General features: G+C 69.6%; 21 protein-coding genes and 1 pseudogene. 13 read left to right on the top strand and 9 right to left on the bottom strand.

The genetic code is table 11. From position 1 onward, the window contains the following. From hemC to ACRXBZ_RS16135, 7 genes and pseudogenes are all read left to right on the top strand, one after another. Window positions 1–678 (top strand): annotated as a pseudogene (gene hemC, locus ACRXBZ_RS16165) (hydroxymethylbilane synthase); the annotation flags it as partial. Continuing rightward, the gene (locus ACRXBZ_RS16160; protein ID WP_433879826.1) at window positions 561–1,124 is read left to right on the top strand and encodes an NUDIX domain-containing protein; all 564 of its coding nucleotides are present in this window, start codon (window positions 561–563) and stop codon (window positions 1,122–1,124) included. The pseudogene hemC and the gene ACRXBZ_RS16160, both read left to right, overlap by 118 nt. A gap of 464 nt (window positions 1,125–1,588) precedes the next feature. Then, entirely contained in the window at window positions 1,589–3,106 is a 1,518-nt protein-coding gene (locus ACRXBZ_RS16155; RefSeq protein ID WP_433879825.1) for an NAD(P)H-hydrate dehydratase, read from the top strand. Window positions 3,107–3,444: 338 nt separating this feature from the next. Continuing rightward, window positions 3,445–4,590 (top strand): alanine racemase, encoded by a 1,146-nt coding sequence (alr, locus tag ACRXBZ_RS16150; RefSeq protein ID WP_433879824.1) that lies wholly within the window; start codon window positions 3,445–3,447, stop codon window positions 4,588–4,590. 105 nt (window positions 4,591–4,695) lie between these two features. After that, a complete protein-coding gene (locus ACRXBZ_RS16145; RefSeq protein WP_433879823.1) occupies window positions 4,696–5,784 on the top strand; it encodes an alpha/beta fold hydrolase in 1,089 nt (362 codons plus the stop codon). Beyond that, a complete protein-coding gene (tsaE, locus tag ACRXBZ_RS16140) occupies window positions 5,781–6,260 on the top strand; it encodes a tRNA (adenosine(37)-N6)-threonylcarbamoyltransferase complex ATPase subunit type 1 TsaE (RefSeq protein ID WP_433879822.1) in 480 nt (159 codons plus the stop codon). Before ACRXBZ_RS16145 ends, tsaE begins: the two co-directional genes overlap by 4 nt. Beyond that, window positions 6,257–6,859, top strand: coding sequence for a DedA family protein (locus ACRXBZ_RS16135; RefSeq protein WP_168585462.1), 603 nt, complete (start codon window positions 6,257–6,259; stop codon window positions 6,857–6,859). Before tsaE ends, ACRXBZ_RS16135 begins: the two co-directional genes overlap by 4 nt. Window positions 6,860–7,027: 168 nt before the next feature. Here the strand turns inward: ACRXBZ_RS16135 and ACRXBZ_RS16130 are convergent, their stop codons facing one another. Then, window positions 7,028–7,807 (bottom strand): IclR family transcriptional regulator, encoded by a 780-nt coding sequence (locus ACRXBZ_RS16130; RefSeq protein ID WP_190820825.1) that lies wholly within the window; start codon window positions 7,805–7,807, stop codon window positions 7,028–7,030. A 240-nt stretch (window positions 7,808–8,047) separates the two neighbouring features. Here ACRXBZ_RS16130 and aceB point away from each other — a divergent pair, with 240 nt between their 5' ends. The 3 genes from aceB (at window position 8,048) to ACRXBZ_RS16115 (ending at window position 12,643) form a co-directional block, all read left to right on the top strand. Beyond that, complete coding sequence (gene aceB, locus ACRXBZ_RS16125) at window positions 8,048–9,640, top strand: malate synthase A (RefSeq protein ID WP_433879821.1); 1,593 nt, start codon at window positions 8,048–8,050, stop codon at window positions 9,638–9,640. Between the two features lie 167 nt (window positions 9,641–9,807). After that, window positions 9,808–11,061 (top strand): DUF6986 family protein, encoded by a 1,254-nt coding sequence (locus ACRXBZ_RS16120; RefSeq protein WP_433879820.1) that lies wholly within the window; start codon window positions 9,808–9,810, stop codon window positions 11,059–11,061. A 271-nt stretch (window positions 11,062–11,332) separates the two neighbouring features. Further along, complete coding sequence (locus ACRXBZ_RS16115) at window positions 11,333–12,643, top strand: IS701 family transposase (RefSeq protein WP_433878414.1); 1,311 nt, start codon at window positions 11,333–11,335, stop codon at window positions 12,641–12,643. Here ACRXBZ_RS16115 and ACRXBZ_RS16110 read toward each other — a convergent pair. Beyond that, window positions 12,598–12,984 (bottom strand): nuclear transport factor 2-like protein, encoded by a 387-nt coding sequence (locus ACRXBZ_RS16110; protein ID WP_433879819.1) that lies wholly within the window; start codon window positions 12,982–12,984, stop codon window positions 12,598–12,600. The genes ACRXBZ_RS16115 and ACRXBZ_RS16110 overlap by 46 nt on opposite strands. A gap of 73 nt (window positions 12,985–13,057) precedes the next feature. Between ACRXBZ_RS16110 and ACRXBZ_RS16105 the strand changes: the two genes are divergently transcribed. After that, window positions 13,058–13,468 carry a hypothetical protein gene (locus tag ACRXBZ_RS16105; protein ID WP_433879818.1) on the top strand — a complete coding sequence of 137 codons (411 nt, stop codon included), beginning with the start codon at window positions 13,058–13,060 and terminating at the stop codon, window positions 13,466–13,468. Window positions 13,469–13,721: 253 nt separating this feature from the next. On the opposite strand, the gene ACRXBZ_RS16100 is transcribed toward ACRXBZ_RS16105, so the two are convergent. The 6 genes from ACRXBZ_RS16100 to ACRXBZ_RS16075 all read right to left on the bottom strand — a co-directional run bounded on the left by ACRXBZ_RS16100 (window position 13,722) and on the right by ACRXBZ_RS16075 (window position 17,952). Then, on the bottom strand, window positions 13,722–14,633 hold the full coding sequence (locus tag ACRXBZ_RS16100; RefSeq protein WP_433879817.1) for a serine/threonine-protein kinase: 912 nt from the start codon (window positions 14,631–14,633) through the stop codon (window positions 13,722–13,724). 513 nt (window positions 14,634–15,146) lie between these two features. Further along, a complete protein-coding gene (pucL, locus tag ACRXBZ_RS16095) occupies window positions 15,147–16,037 on the bottom strand; it encodes a factor-independent urate hydroxylase (protein WP_433879816.1) in 891 nt (296 codons plus the stop codon). A gap of 7 nt (window positions 16,038–16,044) precedes the next feature. Next, window positions 16,045–16,413, bottom strand: coding sequence for a hydroxyisourate hydrolase (gene uraH, locus ACRXBZ_RS16090; protein ID WP_433879815.1), 369 nt, complete (start codon window positions 16,411–16,413; stop codon window positions 16,045–16,047). After that, window positions 16,410–16,919 carry a 2-oxo-4-hydroxy-4-carboxy-5-ureidoimidazoline decarboxylase gene (uraD, locus tag ACRXBZ_RS16085; protein WP_433879814.1) on the bottom strand — a complete coding sequence of 170 codons (510 nt, stop codon included), beginning with the start codon at window positions 16,917–16,919 and terminating at the stop codon, window positions 16,410–16,412. Before uraD ends, uraH begins: the two co-directional genes overlap by 4 nt. Window positions 16,920–17,318: 399 nt before the next feature. Then, window positions 17,319–17,684, bottom strand: a complete 366-nt coding sequence (locus tag ACRXBZ_RS16080) for a helix-turn-helix domain-containing protein (RefSeq protein ID WP_433879813.1) — start codon at window positions 17,682–17,684, stop codon at window positions 17,319–17,321. Between the two features lie 10 nt (window positions 17,685–17,694). Further along, a complete protein-coding gene (locus ACRXBZ_RS16075) occupies window positions 17,695–17,952 on the bottom strand; it encodes a thiamine-binding protein (protein WP_433879812.1) in 258 nt (85 codons plus the stop codon). A 209-nt stretch (window positions 17,953–18,161) separates the two neighbouring features. On the opposite strand from ACRXBZ_RS16075, the gene ACRXBZ_RS16070 reads away from it, so the two are divergent. Further along, window positions 18,162–18,962, top strand: a complete 801-nt coding sequence (locus ACRXBZ_RS16070; protein ID WP_433879811.1) for a hydroxypyruvate isomerase family protein — start codon at window positions 18,162–18,164, stop codon at window positions 18,960–18,962. 43 nt (window positions 18,963–19,005) lie between these two features. Here the strand turns inward: ACRXBZ_RS16070 and ACRXBZ_RS16065 are convergent, their stop codons facing one another. Continuing rightward, window positions 19,006–19,134 (bottom strand): hypothetical protein, encoded by a 129-nt coding sequence (locus ACRXBZ_RS16065; protein ID WP_433879810.1) that lies wholly within the window; start codon window positions 19,132–19,134, stop codon window positions 19,006–19,008. Window positions 19,135–19,235: 101 nt separating this feature from the next. On the opposite strand from ACRXBZ_RS16065, the gene ACRXBZ_RS16060 reads away from it, so the two are divergent. Further along, window positions 19,236–20,114 carry a 2-hydroxy-3-oxopropionate reductase gene (locus ACRXBZ_RS16060; protein ID WP_433879809.1) on the top strand — a complete coding sequence of 293 codons (879 nt, stop codon included), beginning with the start codon at window positions 19,236–19,238 and terminating at the stop codon, window positions 20,112–20,114. The last annotated feature ends 329 nt before the right edge of the window (window positions 20,115–20,443 follow it).

The raw sequence follows: 20,443 nt of genomic DNA, 5'->3' as shown, positions 1-20,443 counted from the left end.
GGAACCGAATTCGGCGCGTACCTGGAACGCGGCGACGTGCACGATGTCGTGATCTCCCGCGACGGCCGCCAGCTGGCAGACCTCCCGCCCGGCTCGAAAATCGGCACGTCCGCCGTGCGCCGCCGCGCACAGCTGGCCCTGTACCGCCCCGATCTGATCATCGAACGGGTCCGGGGTGGCATTGACAGCCGGATCAAGAAACTGGACGCCGGGGATTACGACGCAATCCTGTTGGCACGTACGGGATTGCAGCGGATCAACCTGGATGACCGGATCACCGAAGTGTTGCCGACCACGTGGGCCGACGGGGACACCCCGGCAATGGTGCCCGCCGTGGGCTCGGCCGTGATCGGCGTTCAGGCCCGCACGGCCGACGAGCCGGTCATGCGACTGCTGGACGAGATCAACGACCCGGACACGGCCCGGCACATCACGGCCGAGCGGACCATGCTGCACATGCTGCGCGGGCACTGCAACAGCCCCATTGCCGGACACGCGCACACCACCGCCGACGGGCAACTATCCCTGTTCGGGATGGTGTTCAACCGGGACGGCTCCCAATGGGTCCGCACGCACGGCTGGGGACCGACCGACGACCCGGCCAGCTTGGGCGCGTGGGTCGCTGGGGACCTGTTGCGCCAAGGCGCGCGACGCCTGATCACCGCCACCCGCAAATGAGGCGTGTACCGCCCGCACGCCCAGCCACAGCACGCGGGATGATCTTCGACACGGCCGGACGCTGGTTGATCGTCCGCCCGACCGGTGACCACCGGTGGCACCTGCCGGGCGGACTGATCGAACAGAACGAAACTCCGGCCGACGCTTGCCGCCGAGAACTCCGCGAAGAACTCGGCGTAGACCTCACGCCCGGTCCGCTCTACGCGCTCGGCTGGAACCCACCGCGACGACCGGGCCGTAACGCCCGGTTCTCGTTCATCTTCGACATGGACACCCACGACACAGCCACCTTGTCACGCCGGATTCGCTTGCAGGCGACCGAACTGGACGCCTGGCAATGGTCAAGCCCAGACGAAGCCTTGAGCCTGCTACACGCCGACGTAGCCGCCCGGCTCACTGTCGCCCGGTCTAACCAGCCCAGCGCGGTCTACGTCCAGCAACGGTGAAGCGCAAACGCTCTCGTGCCAGACTGCCAAGCAGACCCCAGACGGCAGGCACCGGCACCACGCGGCCACGCCGTGTGTCCCGTGGACACACATATGGCCACCACCAGCCACCAGCACGCGCCACCTGACGCCATGACCAGGCAAAAACCGGAAAACGCCATAACAAAATGGTCACAAATACGAAGGGCACCTTCCCCGGCACGCAATTTCAATGGAAATCGAAGGTCCGATTTCCATTGAAATTGCGGCAGAACCGTCGCCCGATCGCGACCCCGCACCGCAAGGAGGTGCTGCGCGGCGCGGTGTCTTCGACGCCGGTCAGCGGAGGTGCCCTTCACTCATACTTGAAGCGCAGTTGGCGCTCACGACCTCGTTCGCGAAATGTCCGGATGGGATGGCGTGGATCGCCGCGGCGAGCGAGCAGACTGTTGCGGCATCGTCGATCGGTAACGAGGGAGGACGCTATGCACGGAGTGTGGACCCCGGATCAGATCCGCGCCGCTGAGCAGCGGCTCTTCGCCCGGACACCGGAACCGGCGGTGATGCGCCGCGCCGCGTACGCCGTCTCCGTCCACACCGCGCGGGTCCTCGCCGAAGTCACCGGTGGCGTCGCCGGTCGCCACGTCACGCTGTTCGTCGGCGCGGGGAACAACGGCGGCGACGCGCTATGGGCCGGGGCGTTCCTCCGGCGCCGCGGGGTCGGCATCACGGCCGTGCTGCTCGCCCCGGAGAAGGCGCATGCTGCGGGTCTCGCGGCGCTGCGCCGAGCCGGCGGCCGGGCGGTGCCCGCCGAGGGGTCGAGCCCGGACACCGCGGGGATCGGGGCCGAGGCGGCGGACGCGGTCGAGCGCGCCGATGTGGTGATCGACGGGATCGTCGGCCTGTCCGCGCGGGGATCGCTGCGGCCTACGGCGGCGGAGTTGGTGCGCCGGGTGGACGTGCCGATCGTCGCGGTCGACCTGCCCAGCGGCGTCGATCCGGTCACCGGCGCGGTCAACGGCCCCGCGGTGCTGGCGGACGTCACGGTGACCTTCGGCGGGCGCAAGCCCTGCCACGTGCTGGGGGCCGGTGCGGCGCACTCCGGCGACGTCGAGGTGATCGACATCGGGGTGGCCGACGAGCTGCCCGAGCCCGAGCTCTACCTGCTGCAAGCCGCGGAGATCGGCGCGGGCTGGCCGGTCCCGGGGCCGGCCGACGACAAGTACAGCCAGGGCGTGGTCGGTGTCGCCGCCGGGTCGGCGACCTATCCGGGTGCCGCGGCGCTGGCCAGTGGCGCAGCGGTGCAGGCGACCGCGGGCATGGTGCGCTACGCGGGGCCCGCCGCGGACGTGGTGCGGATGCGCTGGCCGGAGGTCGTGGCGACCGGTTCGGTCACCGACGCCGGGCGCGTGCAGGCGTGGGCCGTGGGACCGGGGATCGGCACCGGGGCCAGCGGCCGCGATGTGTTGCGGCACGTGCTGGAATCGGGACTCCCGGTGTGCGCGGACGCCGACTCGATAACGCTGTTCGCCGACGACGACACGTTGTGGGACGCGCGCGACCCCGATGCGCCGCTGGTGCTGACGCCGCATGCGGGCGAGTTCGCGCGGCTGTCCGGTGCGGAGCTGGGCGAGGACCGGGTCTCCGCGGCGCGGGAGGTCGCCGAGCGCTTCGATGCGGTGGTGCTGCTCAAGGGCAACACCACCGTCGTCGCCGCACCGGACGGCCGGGTGCTCGTCAACGACTCGCGGCACGCCTGGCCCGCCACTGCTGGGTCCGGCGACGTGCTCACCGGCCTGATCGGCGCGCTCCTCGCCAGCGGCGTGGAACCGTGGCTGGCCTGCGGATACGCCGCGCACGTCCACGCCCGCGCTGCCGACCTCGCCGCCCACGGCGCACCCACCCGGACCCCGTCCGAGGTCGGCGCTCCGGTCGGAGCCTCTGCGCTGCTCGCGGCCGTCCCGACGGCGATCCGGGCGGTTCGCGAAGCGGCGCTGCCGTGAGGCTCTGAGCCGCATCTCCGCATCCCCGTAGCTCAACGCACTCGCGGGCCTTGAGCTACGGAAAAATCGTGCTGATGCGAGGTTCGCAGCCTGGATCGCACACCCGGCATGGCCAGCCGAGGTGGCGTGCGGCGTGGGGGAGATTGCGCCGGAAGTTCACGTTCAGCCGGGTGGTGGGCCGCTTCCCGCGACGGTGTGCTGTGGCCGGTCAGCGACGAGGCGTCGAGTCCGGGCGGTCCGATACCGCGGTCCGATACCGCGGTCCGATACCGCGGTCCGATACCGCGGTCCGATACCTCGGGAGGACTGGTGGCGTGGTGTGCGACCATGTGCCTGCCATGAGTGACCAGCCCGCGTACCGCGCCGACCTGCGCATCGACGTCGGCGCGATCCGCCACAACGTGAAGGTGATGTCGGCGCGCGCCCGCAGTTCGGGCGCCCGCACGATGGCCATCGTGAAGTCCGACGGCTACGGTCACGGCGCGGTGACGGTCGCCGCCGCCGCGCTCGAATCGGGCGCGGACCGGATCGGCGTCGCATCGATCGGCGAGGCCCTGCAGTTGCGCGCCGCCGGCATCACCGCCCCGGTGTTGTGCTGGCTCTACGTCGAGGACGACGACTTCGCCCCGGCGGTCGCCGCGGACATCGAGCTCTCCGCCTCCTCGCAGACCAGCCTGGGCCGGATCGCCGCCGCGGCCGAGCACCAGGGCCGGGTCGCGCGCGTGCACCTCAAGATCGACACCGGGCTGTGCCGCAACGGCTGCCCGGCCGAGCTTTGGCCCGCGCTGGTGGAAGCCGCGGCGAAGGCAGAGGCCGACGGGCACGTCGAGGTCATGGCGGTGTGGTCGCACCTGGCGTGCGCCGACGAGCTCGACCACCCCTCCATCGACCGGCAGGCCGAACGCTTCCAGCGGGCCTACGAGCAGGCGCGGGAGGCTGGGCTCAACCCGATCCGGCACCTGGCGAACTCGGCCGCCGTGCTGACCCGCCCCGACCTGCACTTCGAGCTGGTCCGGCCGGGCATCGCCGTCTACGGCCTGGATCCCGTCCCGCAGCACGGCGATCATGACCTGCGCCCGGCTATGACGTTCCGCTCCTCGGTGGCGCTGACCAAGCGCATCGCGGCGGGCGAAGCCGTCTCCTACGGGCAGAGCTGGACGGCCGAGCGGCCGACGAACCTCGCGTTGGTGCCGGTCGGCTATGCCGACGGCGTGCCGCGCACTCTGTCGGGCCGGATTTCCGTGTGGCTGGCCGGGAAGCGGCGCCCGGTGGTCGGCCGGGTGTGCATGGACCAGCTGGTCGTGGACTGCGGCGACGACGAGGTCCGGGAAGGCGACGAGGTGCTGCTGTTCGGGCCGGGCGACCGGGGCGAGCCGACGGCCGCGGAGTGGGCCGACGAGATCGGCACGATCCACTACGAGATCGTCACCGGCATGTACCGGCCGCGGGTCACGCGCACCGTCGTCGACGCGGAGGCGTCATGAGCGTGTCCGCGGCACGCGCGAGCCGACCGCGAAGCGCCGGAAAGCCGTGAGCGGCATGCCTATGCTGGAAAGCGGAGCAGGACGTTCGGCCACCGTGGAGTCGCTGTGAAGCCGGTGTGGCAGGCGTTGGCCTGGACGAGCGGGGCGCTCGGTGCCGCTATCACCGGCGCCGCCGTCGGCGTTGCCGCGCGCAGCTCGCGGGTCGCCGCGCAGCGCAAGGTCGAGGACCCCTACGCCGACGAGCCGCTCGGCAGGCTCCGCCCGGACCGGCAGTCCACTGTGGCCGCTGATGACGGGGTTCCGCTGTCGGTGCAGGAGATCGAGCCCGCCGATGGCGGCGAAGCGGAGCTGACCGTGGCGCTCGTGCACGGCTTCGCGCTCGACTCCCGCTGCTGGCACTTCCAGCGCCGGGACCTGCCGGAGCTCACGGGGCCGCGGGTTCGGCTGGTGCTCTTCGACCAGCGCAGCCACGGCCGATCCGGCCACTCCGGCAAGAAGAACAGCACCATCGACCAGCTCGGCAGGGACCTCGACGCGGTGCTGCGCTCCGCGGCGCGCCGGGGCCCGATCGTGCTCGTGGGGCATTCGATGGGCGGGATGTCGATCATGGCGCTCGCCGAGCAGCGCCCCGAGCTGTTCCGCGACCGGGTACGCGCGGTCGCGATGATCGGCACCGCCGCTGGCGGGGTCGGCGCGTCCGGGCTCGCCCGGCCGTGGCTGCACCGAGCCAACCCGGTGCCGCGCGGGCTCGCGCTGCTCGCGGACTTCCAGCCGGGCCTGGTGGAACGCACCCGCCGGCTCGGCGACAAGCTGGCCTGGAGCCTGGTGCGCAACCTGTCGTTCGGGGATCGCGACGTCTCGCCCAAGATCGTGGACCTGATGGCCGAGATGATCGGCGCCACGACCGTCGAGGTGGTCACCGACTTCCTGGAGACGATCAGTCTGCACGACCGTAGGACGGCGCTGGCCGCGCTGCGGACCTGCGAGGCGCTGGTGCTCAGCGGCGATGCCGACCGGGTCACCCCGTTCTCGCCGCATGCCGAGGTGCTCGCCGCGGAACTGCCGGACGCGAAGCTGGTGCGGGTCGAGGGTGCCGGGCACCCGGTGATGCTGGAGCGTCCGGAGCTGGTGACCGAGGAGTTGATCGAGCTGATCCGCCGGGCCGCGGGGGATGGGGAGGTGACCGGAAGTTGAGCCCTGCCCTGCAGGTCGTGGAGTTGCCGGAGGAGTCCGACACGCTGGAGTTCGGCCGGCGGCTGGGGGCTGCGCTGCGCGCGGGTGATCTGGTGCTGCTCGACGGGCCGCTCGGTGCTGGCAAGACCGTGCTCGCGCGGGGGATCGCCGCGGGCATGGGGGTCACCGGCGCGGTGACCTCGCCGACGTTCGTGATCGCGAGGGTGCACCGACCGGAATCCGGTGACGGCCCGGAGCTGGTGCACGTCGACGCCTACCGGCTGGCCGGGTTGGACGAGATCGACGACCTGGACCTGGACACGGATCTGACGGATGCCGCGGTGGTCGTCGAGTGGGGCGAGGGCCTCGCCGAGCGGCTCGCGGATTCCTACCTGCTGCTGCGGATCCGCCGCCGGGACGACGACGTCCGCGAGATTAGCCTGGAGCCGCACGGCGAAACCTGGTCTCCGCGTCTCGCTGAACTGCTCGCTCGGTGACGGACTTATTGGCCGGAATACCCGGCCCGCTCGCGCTCGCCGTTGCCGTGGCGCTGCTGTTCGCCGAATCCGGCCTGCTGATCGGGGTTTTCCTACCGGGCTCGGCCACCGTGCTGGCGCTGGGGTGGTTGGCCGGGCACGGTGTCGTGGAGGTGTGGGTGGCCGCGATCAGCGCATTCGGCGCGACGGCTTCCGGTTGCCAGCACGGCTACTACCGCGGTCGCCGGGACGGTTTGCTGCGGCGGCAACTGGTCAAGCGGTTCGGCGAGCAGCGGTTCGCGCGGGCGGAGTCCGCATTGGACGGACGCGCGAAGTCGACGGTGGCGGCGTCGCAGTGCTTCGCCGTGGTGCGGACGCTGGTGCCCCGGATTGCGGGTCGGACCAGCATGACTCACCTGCGGTTCACGATCTGCAACGTCCCGGTCGCAGCAGCATGGGCGACGACGTTGGTGCTGCTCGGTGCCTGGTCGGGTGCGGCGTACGAGCAGGTGGAAGCGGCAGCGGGATTGCTGGGGCTGCCGCTGCTCGGCATCGCGGCGCTGATCGTGCTGGCGGTGTGGTGGCTCCGCCGCCGCAAGCAGCTCCACCAAGCCCGGTGATTGCTTTTCGGTGCTGCAAGGCCTGTTTCAGGGTTGCCTCGCGCGTCGTGCGTCGGCGGGAACCTCAACGTGACGCAATTTCAATGGAAATCGGATCTTCGATTTCCATTGAAATTGCGTCAACATGCAAGGGGCGCCGTACGCCGACGGCCTTGGATGTGAGCCCGGTCAGGCCGTGTTGCTGACGCTTAGTTCGGCCGACAGGTCGTTGGCCAGGCGCTTCATCAGGGGGATGACCTCGTCGGTCGAGATTCGGGTCATCCGGCCCTCCGGCCCGCTGATGGAGATGGCCGCGCCCGCCGGCGCGCCCGGCACGGCGACCGCGTAGCAGCGCACTCCGACCTCCTGCTCGCCGTCGTCCAGCGCGTAGCCCTGCTGGCGGATGCGGCCGAGCTCCTCCTGCATTGCCTCGACCGTCGTGATGGTGCGCTCGGTCTGCGGCTGCATCGTCGTGCGGGAGAGCAGCTGCGTCACCGTCTCCGGCGGCATGGTGGCCATGACGGCCTTGCCGACGGCCGTGGCGTGCGCGTCGACCCGGCGGCCAACCTCGGTGAACATCCGCATGGAGTGCTGCGAAGGGACCTGCGCGACGTAGACGATCTTCTCGCCGTCGAGCACCGCCATGTTGGAGGTCTCGCCGGTGGCCTCGGTGAGCTCGGCCAGGTACGGGCGGGCCCAGGAGCCGAGCGCGCGGCTGGCGGTCTCGCCGAGCCGGATCAGCCGGGGGCCGAGCGCGTAGCGGCGGGAGGGCTGTTGCCGGGCGTAGCCGTTGCTCACCAGGGTGCGGATGATGCGGTGGATCGTCGGTAGCGGCAAGCCGGACTTCTCGGCGAGCTCGGACAGGGCGACTTCGCCGCCGGCATCAGCCATCAGTTCCAGGAGTTCGAAGGTGCGTTCGACCGACTGCACCCCTCCGCCCTGAGTTGCCCGCTGCGGGCCAGTGGTCATCGCAGAACTCCCTTTCCACTGTGGCTGGCTGAGCAGCAGTCTAGTCGGTGGTGGGTGCGCCAGCTCATGTTGCTTCGAACGCTATATGGAAACTAACATCCACGATGCAGAAAAATAACGGGCGTACCGCTAGCGGAACGGCCGCCGCGCGCCCGTCGGGTGCGCGACAGTCCGCCACGCGGCAAGGTGAGCCATCAAGCCACCGTCTGGAACCCGGCAGCAGAAAGAGGTGGACTTCTCATGTCCGAAACGCCAGCAGGAGTGCAGGTGCTCGGCGGTGCCGTCGAGCGCGGGGACGAGATCCTCACCGCGGAAGCGCTCGCGTTCGTCGCCGGCCTGCAGCGCGCCTTCGGCGCCCGCCGCGACGAGTTGCTCGCCCGCCGCAAGGAGCGCCGCGCCGAGGCCAGCGCGAATGGGCGGCTGGATTTCCTGGAAGAGACCCGGCACATCCGCGAAGACGACTGGCAGGTGGCCGCGCCGCCCGCCGACATCGCCGACCGACGCGTCGAGATCACCGGCCCGACTGAGCGCAAGATGGCGATCAACGCGCTGAACTCTGGCGCCCGCATCTGGCTCGCCGACCTCGAAGACGCCAACACCCCGCACTGGCACAACGTCGTCTCCGGCCAGGTCAACCTCTATGACCTGGTGCGCAAGCAGATCGAGCTGACCACGCCCGAGGGCAAGCGCTACAAGCTGCGCGACGACGTCAAGCACGCCGTGCCGCTGGTGCGCCCCCGCGGCTGGCACTTCGACGAGAAGCACATCCTGGTCGACGGCAAGCCCGTGGTCGCCGCGTTCGTCGACTTCGGCCTGCACTTCTTCCACAACGCCAAGGAACTGATCGGCCGCGGCAGCGGGCCGTACTTCTACCTGCCCAAGATGGAGAGCCACCTCGAGGCGCGGCTGTGGAACGACGTGTTCACCCACGCCCAGCAGGAGCTCGGCATCCCGCACGGCACGGTGCGCGCGACAGTGCTGATCGAGACCTACCCGGCCGCGTTCGAGATGGAGGAGATCCTCTACGAGCTGCGTGACCACTCCGCCGGCCTCAACGCCGGGCGCTGGGACTACCTGTTCAGCGTGATCAAGACCTTCCGCGACTCCGACAAGTACGTCCTGCCGGACCGCAACTCGGTCACCATGACCGCGCCGTTCATGCGCGCCTACACCGAACTGCTGGTGCGCACCTGCCACAAGCGCGGTGCGTTCGCGATCGGCGGCATGGCCGCGTTCATTCCGACCAAGGATCCGGTCACCAACGAGGCCGCGATGGCAAAGGTGCACGACGACAAGAAGCGCGAGGCCGGCGACGGCTTCGACGGCTCCTGGGTCGCCCACCCCGGCCTGGTGCCGATCTGCTTCGAGGAGTTCAACGCGGTGCTGGGCGATAAGCCCAACCAGATCGACCGCACCCGCGACGAGGTCTCGGTGACCGCCGACCAGCTGCTGTCGGTGGCCGACACCCCCGGTGAGAAGACCATCGATGGCCTGCGCGCCGCGGTCGACGTCGGCGTCCGCTACATCGTGTCGTGGCTGGGCGGCAACGGCGCGGCGGCGATCCACAACCTCATGGAGGACGCCGCGACCGCCGAGATCTCGCGTTCGCAGATCTGGCAGTGGCTGCACAACAGCGTGGTGCTGGCCGGTGGCGAGCAGGTCACCGCGGACCTGGTCCGCGAGGTGCTGGCCGACACGGAGAAGCAGCTGCGGGCCGAGAACGGCTTCCCGGTCGACAACCTAGGCCGGGCGATCGAGCTGTTCGAGCAGGTGGCGGTGGCCGACGAGTTCGTCGACTTCCTGACGCTGCCCGCCTACGAGCAGATCGACTGAGTGATGAGGCTGCGGTGAGCCCGGGGCCGTGCGTCCTCCGCGATTTCAATGGAAATCAGACCCGCAATTTCCATTGAAATCGCACTGCCGTGGACGCGCGGCCCATCGCTGCAGCCGAGCTGGTCAGCCGGGGACGCCTCCCGGCTGTCGGACCGAAGGGAGCACAAGTGGCCAGAACGTCGCTGGAATCCGCCGAGATCGCGAAGCGGCTCGCCCGGCTGTCCGCCGTGGACGAGCACATCGCCCGCACCTACCCGGGGGCGAGCGCGGCCCGGCAGCCGGTGCACACCTGCTACGTGCCGGCGAACAAGGTCGACGCCGAGACGGTGCGGCAGTGGGGCCGGGAGGCGCTGGCCGCGTTCGACCGGGACGCGCCCCGACCCGAGGACTTCGTCGAGATCCTCGGCCTGCGCGACCAGATCGCCCGGGCCGTGCACCCGCGGGTGCGGGCGAAGCTGCAGAACTCCCCGGTGGAGGACCTGCGCATCGACTTCGAGGACGGCTACGGGCGGCCCGGCGACGACGTCGAGGACGCCGACGCCGAGCGCACCGCCGGGGTGGTCGCCGAGTGGCTGCGCGACGGCGTCGAGCCGGCGAACTTCGGTCTGCGGGTGAAGTCCTTCGACACCCCCGAGCTGCGCGCCCGCTCGGTGCGCACGCTGGACGTCTTTCTCACCGCGCTGTTGCAGCAGTGGGGCAGCCTGCCCGCCGGGTTCGTGCTCACCTTCCCGAAGGTCGTCGACGCCGCGCAGGTGGAGGTGTTCGTCGAGCTGCTGGAGCTCTTCGAGCAGCAGCTCGGCATGCCGGAGAAGTCGCTGCGCTTCGAGATCCAGGTGGAGACCACGCAGTCCATCGTGGACTCCCACGGGCGCTTCGCGCTGCCGTTGTTCCTGCGCGCGGGCGGCGGCCGGGTCACCGGGCTGCACTTCGGCACCTACGACTACACCGCGAGCTGCGGGCTGACTGCCGCGCACCAGCACCTCGCGCACCGCGCCTGCGACTTCGCGCGACACGCGATGCAGGTGTCGGCGGCAGGCACCGGGGTGTTCCTGTCCGACGGCTCGACCAACGTGCTGCCGGTCGGCGACCAGGTGCACCACGGCTGGCGCACCCACTACGGGCTCACCCGCCGGTCGCTGGAGCACGGCTTCTACCAGGGTTGGGATCTGCACCCGGCGCAGTTGGTGACCCGCTACGCGGCGGTTTTCGCGGCCTTCCGCGACTCGGCTCCCGCCGAGGCGGCGCGGCTGTCGGCGTACGTGTCGGCCAGCGGTAGCGCGGTGCTGGACGAGCCGGCGACGGCGCGAGCGCTGGCGGCGTCCTTCGTGCGGGCGCTGGACAACGGCGCCACCGACGCGGACGAGGTCAAGGAGATGACGGGCCTGGCGGAACCGGAGATCCGCAAGCTCGGTCGCCTCTGATCCCGATCAGGTGCCGGGTGGAGGACGCCGTTCGCCGGTCACCTCCTCTCCGCAGTTTCCATTGAAACTGCGGTCCACCGGCGTGTCGGCCCCCGACACACCGGAGGTTGTGGACAACTCCTTCGATTTCAATGGAAATCGGACCTTCTGAGGTTTCGCAGTTTTGGTGGTGACACGATCGGTTGATCTTGGTGTCGGGTGGGGTGGCGGGGCCGGAGATAGCGGAAGCATCGGCGTGCTACTAACCGCCCGCTGATGGGGAGATTCGCCGATGCTTCCTGCTGGAACCGTACTCGCGTCCTTACTGTCTGTGCTGGAGGGGGTGCGGTTGGTGTTCACCGCGCCGACGTTCATCACGTTCACGCAGCTGGTGACGGGGCTTTTGGCGGCCACGGGCCCGCGGACGGTGACCGGGATGTGGGGCGCGGCGGGGCTGGCGGGGGTGTCGCATCACGCGCGGGCGCACCGGTTTTTCTCCGATGCCCGCTGGAGTCCGGACGCCCTGGGGCTGGCGCTGGCCCGGCTGGTGGTGGCCCGTCTCGTCGATGACGGCCGGCCGTTGCGGGTCGGCATCGACGACACACTGTTCCACCGCTACGGTTCCAAGACCCACGGGGTGTTCTGGCAGCACGACGGCTCGGCCAAAGGCCGTGACGGTATCGGCCGCGGTAACTGTTTCGTGGTCGCCGGGCTGATCGTGACACTGCCGTTCATGGCACGCCAGGTGTGCCTGCCGGTGCTGTTTCGCTTGTACATCCCCAAGAACAAGTCCGGGATCTCCAAACCCGATCTCGCGCGGGAACTGGTAGGGCTTGTGGCGGCAGCGTTTCCCGGACGCCAGATCGACGTCGTCGTCGATGCCGCCTACCGTGGCCCGGCCTGGCGCACCCCGTTCCCGGCCAAGGTCACCTTCACCACCCGCCTGGCCTCCAACGCCGTGCTGTACGGCCCGCGCCCGCCGCGCACCGGCCGGCGCGGGCGCCCCCGGCTCAAAGGCGACCGGCTGGGTACCCCCGCGGACCTGGCCGCTACCGCCACCTGGCGGCGCACCCGGGTGCGCCGCTACGGCAGTACCGACACCGTGCTGATCGCGGTGATCCCGTGTCTGTGGTGGGGATCGCTGTACACCACCCCGGTGGTCGTGGTGCTGGTCAAAACCCCCGACTCCACCAAGCCCTACGACATCGCTGTGGTCTCCACCGACACCACCGCCACCGGCGAAGCCCTCATCGCCCGCTACGCCGACCGCTGGTCGATCGAGCAAACGATCAAGGACTGTAAAACCCTCCTCGGCACCGGTGAGACCGCCAACCGGGTACCCGCCGCCGTGCAGCGCAGCGTGCCCTTCACCATGCTGGGCCTGACCATCCTTATCCTCTGGTACGCCCAGCACGGCAACGCCGTGACCGACCTGGCCATCGCCCACGCCGGCCGACCCTGGTACCGCCGCAAGACCCACATCAGCATCGACGACATGCTCATCGCCTTCCGCCGAGCCCGAATAACAACGATCAGCGCAGGTCACAACACACCTGATCAAAACCCGACCGGTCCCCCGACCAGCACCCCCACCGCCGCATAACCGCGAAACCTCAGGACCTTCGATTTCAATGGAAATTGCGGGACCCGGCTGTCGTCGCCGCCCGGCGCAGGGGCTTGAAAGTCGGCGTTCAGGATCACTGCGTGCGGCCCCCTCGACGAGGATGTGGCCGATGTTCGCCGCGCGCCCCCGGGACGAAACCGCCCAGCATCGTGCGGAAGAACCCGGCGACGTCCGCGCGGGTCGTGCAGCCGGATCCACGGCACCGCAGGCGATCCGGCGATCTTCCAGGCGACTGCCTCCACGAACAGCGCGGCGATGGCGTCCGGGTCGCCGCCGGCCAGGGCCTGCAGGAAGTTGTCGACGGTTTTCCTGAAGGTCATGGTGTTTTCCTCTCGGTCGGAACTGCTACGAGTCTCGCTGCCTTCCCGAGTCGCGTCGATTACCCCGCAGGTAATGGGAAAACTGTGCGGCGCGGTGTCGGCGTACCGGCTAGCGTCGGGTCAGTACCACGGCATCGTTGAGGAGAAGGTCATGGAAGAGCAGGGCGTCCGACGCGAAATCCTGGAGACGTTGGCCGAGCGGCTGGGCAAGCGCCAGGTCTTCGGGGAACCCGTGCAGCAGGGCGACACCACTTTGCTGCCGGTGGCCAGTGTTCGATCCGGCGGCGGGCGCCACCGGCCCCACGACGACGGCGGCTTCGGCATCGGCATGGAAGCCCGCCCGGTCGGCGCGTTTTCGATCTCCGCCGACGGCAAGGTCGCCTGGCACGCGGCCGTCAACGTGAACAAGATCGTTTGGGGTGGCCAGCTGGCGCTCGCTACTGCCCTGGTCGCCATCGCGATCGCCTTCCGCCGCAAGCGCTGATCCCGCCGAGGCCAGTCCTGCGAGACTCCTGTGAATGCCGGTTATAGCTCTCGAAGGCTCGGTCGATCGATCTCATGCGGTCCGCGTCCTCACCTCGAAGCCACTCCCGGGACGCGCGGTGTCGAGGGCTGCCGTCGCCGAGTTGGTCAGCAGCTGGCGTCCCCGGGGACGGCGACGAGGTAACCGGCGGCGGCGGGGATGGTGCCCGGGGGCCTGTTGGCCTTCGCCTTGCCGCGCAAGGAGATCCGGTAGGTCAGGCGTCGATGGTTTCCGGATTCATGCCGGACCAGGCGATCAGCTGGTCCGCGACCTCGGCGACCGCGGGGCGGGACTTCGGGTCCGGGCTGAGGCACGCGTCGACCGTTCGGGACAGCGCCGCGGGCAGGCGGCGGTGGGTTCGCAGCGGCGCGGCGGTGGTGTCCCGCTGCGGGTAGTAGCGGGTGCCGTTGCTGCTGCGCTGCCGGTGCGAGACCTCCGCCCACGGCGTGGTGCCGGAAAGGGCCTCGTACAGCGTGGTGCCCAAGCCCCAGGTGTCGGCCGCAGGGGTCATCTCGCCGCCACCGGCCTGCTCCGGGGAGAGGTAGTCGAACGTCCCGGCCGAGCTGCGCTCGCCGATCCGGCAGGCCAGGCTCAGGTCGAGCAGCACCGCCCGCCCGCCGACCTCGACCACATTGGACGGTTTCACGTCGAGGTGCACCCAGCCGCGGCGGTGCAGGTAACCGAGCACCGAGCACAGCTGGATGCCCAGCACCGCGGTGTCGATCGGCCGCAGCCGACCGAATTCCTCGATCAGGAAACCCAGCGTGTGGCCGGGGAGCGTCTCGGTGATCACCACCGGGCGCAGCGGCCGCTCCGCCTGCACGATCTCGTAGCCGCGAACCAGGTGCGGATGCGCGAACTGGGTCAGCAGCACGCCTTCGTTGCGCAACCAACCCACGGCGCGCTCGTCCGCGGCGCGCTCCGGCCGGACGGTCTTGGCGACGCAGCGGCAGGAACGCTCCTCGCTCCAAACGTCGTAGACGTCGAGCCGGCTGCCGCGGCGCAAGTGGCCCACGACCCGGTAACCGGGCGCGAGTGCTTCGCCCGGCGCGAGCGGCGCTTCGGACGGTCCCCAGCCCTGGTCCGGTTCGCCGTAGTAGTAGGAGCTCAACGAATCGATCAGCACCGAAGGAAGCCGATTGTGCGGCGTCAGCTGTGGCTGCGACGGCGGTAGTGGCCGTGGCTGCTGCTGCGCGAGCGGTGCCGGCGGTGGCCGTGCCCGCTGCTGCTGTCGTAGCGACGGCGGTGCCCACCGCTGCTGGAATGCCGGCGGCGGTTTCCGCCGCTGCTGGAGTGCCCGTGCGAATGGTGCTTCGCAGGGGACACCATCTTGAAAAGCTTCGAAAGGTCCATCGGCCCGCGCTCCCGGATCGGTCGGTGCCCGCGCGGCTGCGCGTGCATTGATCATTGTTCCTGGATTCGGGCGCGCGGTCGAGAATTTTGTGCCATTCGCGAATTCGGCCCAGCAGTGGACTCGTCAGCGGTAGCGGTCGTTGGTCGGACCACTGCCGATGACGGCCTGGTCACGGCGGTTGCTCGACGGCGGCCCCAACTGCAGGATCAGCGATGATCCTCGATTTCCGGCTCTCCTCTCCTCGTGCGTCGGGGAGGTCCGGCGGTCGAAAACTGCCGTGAAAGATCAGAACTGCGGCAGGCTGTACCAGGCCTGCGGTGCTTCCTCGACGTCGTCGCGGGTGACGACGCCCTCGATCAGGCCGTACGGCCGGTCCGCGGCGAAGTACACCTCGTTGTCGTTCTCCAGCCCGCAGTACTCGAGGTCGACCAGGAAGTGGTGCTTGTTCGGCAGCGACAGCCGCACTTCGCCCACCTCCGGGTGCTTCTCCAGCACGGACTTGCCCATCTCGTACAGGCTTTGCTGCAGCGCCAGGCTGTGCGTGGTGGCGAAGGCCTCCAGCATCGTCGAGCGGATCGACCCGAAGCTCTTGCCCCAGTCCACGTCGGTGTGCAGGTAGCGCCAGCGGGCGGTGACCGCGGTGGCCAGGATCCGGTCGTTGGTCTCGGCCAGCGTCGTGTACTTGTCCTTGGGATAGCCCCAGAACTCCGAACCGGTGGACTTCAGCACCACCAGGTCCTTCAGCCCGGACACGATGTGCGCCCGGTCGCCGTCGATGGTGACCGCGGTGGTGCGCTTCTCGTCGCCTGCGCGGGCGAAGGAGTGGTCGTGGCCGGTGCCGCCGACCGGGATCCGTTCCCAGCTGTACTCGTCAATGAGGATGCGCGCACCGGCGATGCCGTCCGCGGTGCTGACGAAGTGCCGGCCAAGCCGCAGCGCGAAGTCCTCGATCTCGCCGATCGGCGCTTCCTTCGCGAAGGCGTAGACCGTGTTCTTCTGCGTGTCGGTCGGCAGCACGTTGCCGTTGTCGCCGGTGAGGTGGGCGGCATCGAGGTCGCCGCGCAGCGAGGAGCTGACGTTGAGGTCCTTGATGGTGTGGCGCGCGTTGTCCCGGTTCACCGAAACGATGCGGACCTCCGCCTTGCCGTACTGGTTGGGGCCCATGACGATGCCCATGCGGTGATCAGCTCCCTCGGTAAGTGGAAAAGGCGAACGGGCTCAGCAGCAGCGGAACGTGGTAGTGCTGCTCGGGGTCGGCGATCCGGAAGGTGATCTGCACCTGCGGGTAGAAGGTCGCGACGCCTTGGCGCTCGAAGTACTCGCCGGTCTCGAAGGTGAGCCGGTAGTCCCCGGCGTCCAGCCGGTCCGGGCCCAGATCTTTGATCCGGCCGTCGTCGTCGGTGCGGCCGGAGGCGATCGAGCTCCAGGCAGTGTCGATGCTCGACCCCGCAAGCGGGTCTTCGGGGCCCTTGGCGGCCTCCAGCCGGATCGCGACCTCGGCGGCGGGGGTGCCCTGCGCGGCGTCCAGCACGTGGGTGGTGACGGCACTCATCCTTCGATCACCTTTGCCAATCTCAGACGTGCGATCTTGCGGAGTTCGTCGGTGACGATCCGCAGCTCTGCTTCCGGCTCGTTGTCCAGTCGGGAGTGCAGGATCGCCAGCAGCTCCGCACCGCTGCGGCCGCTGGCGCAGACCAGGTACACGTGCCCGAACCGCTGTTCGTAGGCCTCGTTGCCCTCGCGCAGCGCGCGGGCCAGCTCGGCGTCGCCGCCGCCGACCCCAGACTGCTCGTTGCGCGAGAACGTGGCCGGGGTGCCCTCGCCGGTGGCGCGCTCGCCGATTCGGGGGTGTGCCGCGAGCGCGCCGTTGATCTCCTCGGGGGTCAGCTCCGGTGCGGCGGCGTCGGAGGCCTGGTAGACGGCGGTGACGTCGGCGAATGGGCGCCGGTCGGCGATGTCGGCTGCCCAGCGGGGGATGTCCAGGCAGGCGAGCAGCTGCTGAACGAGTTCCGCTCGGGGGAGGCCGTTCAGCCGGTCCGTTTCGGTGGTTGTTGGCATCGCAAACTCTCACAGGATGTGCGTCCCGGAGAGGTTTCCGGGATTGGCGGAGGCGGCGGACGAGAGTCCGAGCATGCCTGGGCTGTGCTGCGGTTGCCGGTCACGAGCTCCGGTGCGGCAAAAGCTACGACCGCAGCCCGCCGAGTGTCAACACTTTGTTGAAAAAACCTGGTGAAGCCTGGTGCGGTTGGCACAACTCCGGCAGCTCGCCGGGTGTCGGCCCGCCGCGTGCCGGGTGCTGGACGCACTCGCCGCGGGGTTGGTCCTGCCCGAATCCGGCCGCTCGGCGTTGTCCTGTTCGTCCGGTCGGTTTCCGGCGGAAGCGGCGGCTTGGCCAGGGCTGCGGTTCCCGGCGAGGCCGACCGTCCGGCCGGGCGGGGTCGAACCGGTCCGCCGGGGTCAGGTCCGGTCGGCCTGCTCGCGGTTGAGGTAGTTGTAGACAGTAAAGCGGCTGACGCCGAGCGCCTTGGCCACCGTCTCGACGGACTTGCGCATGGAGAAGGCGCCGCGCTCTTCGAGTAGCCGGACGGCGCGCTGCTTGTCCGCGCGCGGCAGGTCCGGCAGGCGTCCGCCGAGTTCGCCCTCGACGGCCCGGATGATCCGGTCGAGGGCGCTGGTCAGCTCTTCGCCGGGCAGTCGGACGGCGACCGCCGGGGCGCCGTCCCAGTACAGGACGATGTCGCCGGGCTCGCGCTCGGCGGCAGGCACGGCGGTACCGCCGACGTGCTCCAGCAGCGGGGCGATCGCGTTGGCGAGCGGATGCACGTTGACCAGCCTAAACCTGGTCCTCGTCGGTATCGCCGACGGTCACCTGCAGGGTGATCCGATTCGCTCCGGTGTCCAGCACGGTGTCCAGCACGGCGACCAGCGCGGGCAGCAGCGCCTCGCGCTCGCCGCTGATCGAGGTGCCCAGCGGGCCGAATTCGGGCTCCAGCCCGGCGGCGCGGAGGCAGTCGCGGGCGGCCACGGCGTGCGCCGGCGGCTCGCCTTCTCCCTCGAAGGGCTCGGTGGTGAACTCGGCTCGCAAGATCATTGGCGTGACCTCCCGGTTGAACCGTATCGGCCGAGGCGGTCTCGCCGCCGGAGGACCGGGACCGGGTGCTTCTGCGCTGGTCGGGCCCGCCACCGGTGACCGGTGGGTAGCCGGGGGTGGGGCGTTGACCGTCGGCGGTCTTCTCGCTAAACTACCGTTATACAGAATAATCTTTCCGCATAACGAAATTTCCACCCGAGGGGGTGCCGATGAATCCGAACCGCTACGACGTCAACCTCTCGATCCTGTTCAACGAACTGGACGTGCTGGACCGTCCCGCCGCGGCGAAGGCCGCCGGATTCGACAAGGTGGAGTTCTGGTGGCCGTTCGCGGTCGCGGTGCCCACCGACCGCGAGGTGGACCGGTTCGTACAAGCGATCTCCGACGCCGGGGTGTCGCTGGTGGGCCTGAACTTCTTCGCCGGTGACATGCCCGCGGGGGAGCGCGGCGTGCTGTCGAATCCGGACCGGGCCGGCGAGTTCGCCGACAACGTCGACATCGCCGTGGGCATCGGCGAGCGGCTGGGCTGCCGTGCGTTCAACGCGCTGTACGGCAACCGGATCGACGGTGTCGACGCGCAGGCGCAGGACGACGTGGCCGCCGAGAGTCTGGTCCGCGCCGCGAAGGGCACTGCCCGGATCGGCGGTACGGTGCTCATCGAGCCGGTCAGTGGTACGCCCGCGTACCCGCTGAAGACCGCCGCCGACGCGCTCGCGGTGATCGACCGCGGGCACAACCAGGGCGGCGTGGACAACCTGCGGTTGCTGTTCGACCTGTACCACCTGACGGTCAACGGCGACGACCCCGACGCGGTGATCGACCGGCACGCCCGGAGCATCGGGCACGTGCAGATCGCCGACGCGCCGGGCCGCAACGAGCCGGGCACCGGCGAGATCGACTTCGAGCACTACTTCGACAAGCTCGACTCGGCGGGCTACACCGGCCACATCGGACTGGAGTACAAGCCGAGCGGGGCCAGCGCCGACAGCTTCGGCTGGATCAAGCGCTGACCGCTGAAACAACCATAAAGATCGCATTCAGAAGTCGCACGGTTTAGGGCATGATCGCGACCGTCAGGTAAGCGGCGAAGCCGCTTTCCACCACCCTCGCAACCTGCACCGCCGCGGGTTCTGAGAAGGCTTCTCGCGAGGACAGCCCCAGCGTGGCGTATTGGTCATACATGAGTCGGGGATCCCGGAGTCGAGAAGGCTTCTCAGGTTCCGCTACCCGCACCGCTGAGCAACGCGACCCGCGCACTCTTTTGCCACGGAGGTACCACAACCATGAGCAAGGTCGGATTCATCGGGCTGGGCATCATGGGCGGCCCGATGGCGGCCAACCTGGTCAAGGCCGGCCACGAGGTCACCGGCTACAACCGCAGCCAGGCCAAGGTCGACCAGCTGGTCGCCGACGGTGGCAAGGCGGCGGGCAGCGTGGCCGAGGCCGTCCGCGACGCCGAGATCATCTTCACCATGCTGCCGGACTCGCCGGACGTCGAGAACGTCGTGCTGGGCGACGACGGGGTGCTGGCCAACGCCAAGCGAGGCGCGCTGCTCATCGACTGCAGCACGATCCGCCCCGACGTCTCGCGCCGCGTCGCCGAGGCTGCCGCCGAGAAGGGTGTGCGGGCGATCGACGCGCCGGTCAGCGGCGGTGAGCCGAAGGCGATCGACGGCACGCTGTCGATCATGGCCGGCGGCGAGGCCGACGCGTTCGCGGCAGCCGAAGCGGTGCTGGGCGCCGTCGGCACCACGATCGTCCACGTTGGACCCGCCGGGGCCGGGCAGACAGTCAAGGCGGCCAACCAGCTGATCGTCGCGGGCAACATCGGGCTGGTAGCCGAGGCCCTGGTGTTCCTGGAGGCGCACGGCGTCGACACCGAGGCGGGCCTGAAGGTGCTCGGCGGCGGACTCGCCGGCAGCACCGTGCTCGACGCCAAGGGCGCGAAGATGCGCAACCGCGAGTTCGCGCCGGGCTTCCGGCTCGAATTGCACCACAAGGACATGGGTATCGTGCAGGCCGCCGCGCGCGACGCGGGCCTGTCGATCCCGCTCGGTTCGCTGGTCAGCCAGCTCGTCGCCGCCGCGGTCGCGCAGGGCGATGGGAAGCTCGACCACTCCGGGCTGCTCAAGCAGATCACGCGGCTCAACGGTCGCGACTGAGACCGCGGTGTCGCGCGGGGAGTTCCTCGTCTCCTGCGGCCACGGCCCCGCGCGACACCGCCACCCACCCCGTGGGTGTGCAATTTCAATGGAAATCGGACCTCTGATTTCCATTGAAATTGCGGAAGATCGCGCCAGCACTCGCCCGACCGGGCGACCTCAAAGCAGCAAGACGATCACGGGTCTGCGGTCCAGCGCCGCCAAGCAACCAGAACCGCCGACCCGTTCCCAACCAGGTGCACTGAGAGCCTGTCGGCGAATGCCGTCCGCGCCTTTGGAAGCGGCGTAGCCGCTTGCTTCACCTTGCCAAGACGACCATCGGCGGGTTC

Source organism: Saccharopolyspora hattusasensis (assembly GCF_050972075.1).
Taxonomy (GTDB): domain Bacteria; phylum Actinomycetota; class Actinomycetes; order Mycobacteriales; family Pseudonocardiaceae; genus Saccharopolyspora; species Saccharopolyspora hattusasensis.
This window is presented reverse-complemented; position numbering and strand designations above follow the sequence as displayed.

Coding starts and splice junctions, on each gene's coding strand:
- ACRXBZ_RS16110 (WP_433879819.1), bottom strand. CDS start 12,984: ATGACCTTCAGGAAAACCGTCGACAACTTCCTGCAGGCCCTGGCCGGC.
- aceB (WP_433879821.1), top strand. CDS start 8,048: ATGTCCGAAACGCCAGCAGGAGTGCAGGTGCTCGGCGGTGCCGTCGAG.
- ACRXBZ_RS16105 (WP_433879818.1), top strand. CDS start 13,058: ATGGGAAAACTGTGCGGCGCGGTGTCGGCGTACCGGCTAGCGTCGGGT.
- uraH (WP_433879815.1), bottom strand. CDS start 16,413: ATGAGTGCCGTCACCACCCACGTGCTGGACGCCGCGCAGGGCACCCCC.
- ACRXBZ_RS16130 (WP_190820825.1), bottom strand. CDS start 7,807: ATGACCACTGGCCCGCAGCGGGCAACTCAGGGCGGAGGGGTGCAGTCG.
- pucL (WP_433879816.1), bottom strand. CDS start 16,037: ATGGGCATCGTCATGGGCCCCAACCAGTACGGCAAGGCGGAGGTCCGC.
- ACRXBZ_RS16160 (WP_433879826.1), top strand. CDS start 561: ATGGGTCCGCACGCACGGCTGGGGACCGACCGACGACCCGGCCAGCTT.
- ACRXBZ_RS16115 (WP_433878414.1), top strand. CDS start 11,333: ATGCTTCCTGCTGGAACCGTACTCGCGTCCTTACTGTCTGTGCTGGAG.
- ACRXBZ_RS16065 (WP_433879810.1), bottom strand. CDS start 19,134: ATGTATGACCAATACGCCACGCTGGGGCTGTCCTCGCGAGAAGCCTTC.
- alr (WP_433879824.1), top strand. CDS start 3,445: ATGAGTGACCAGCCCGCGTACCGCGCCGACCTGCGCATCGACGTCGGC.
- ACRXBZ_RS16155 (WP_433879825.1), top strand. CDS start 1,589: ATGCACGGAGTGTGGACCCCGGATCAGATCCGCGCCGCTGAGCAGCGG.
- uraD (WP_433879814.1), bottom strand. CDS start 16,919: ATGCCAACAACCACCGAAACGGACCGGCTGAACGGCCTCCCCCGAGCG.
- ACRXBZ_RS16070 (WP_433879811.1), top strand. CDS start 18,162: ATGAATCCGAACCGCTACGACGTCAACCTCTCGATCCTGTTCAACGAA.
- ACRXBZ_RS16060 (WP_433879809.1), top strand. CDS start 19,236: ATGAGCAAGGTCGGATTCATCGGGCTGGGCATCATGGGCGGCCCGATG.
- ACRXBZ_RS16075 (WP_433879812.1), bottom strand. CDS start 17,952: ATGATCTTGCGAGCCGAGTTCACCACCGAGCCCTTCGAGGGAGAAGGC.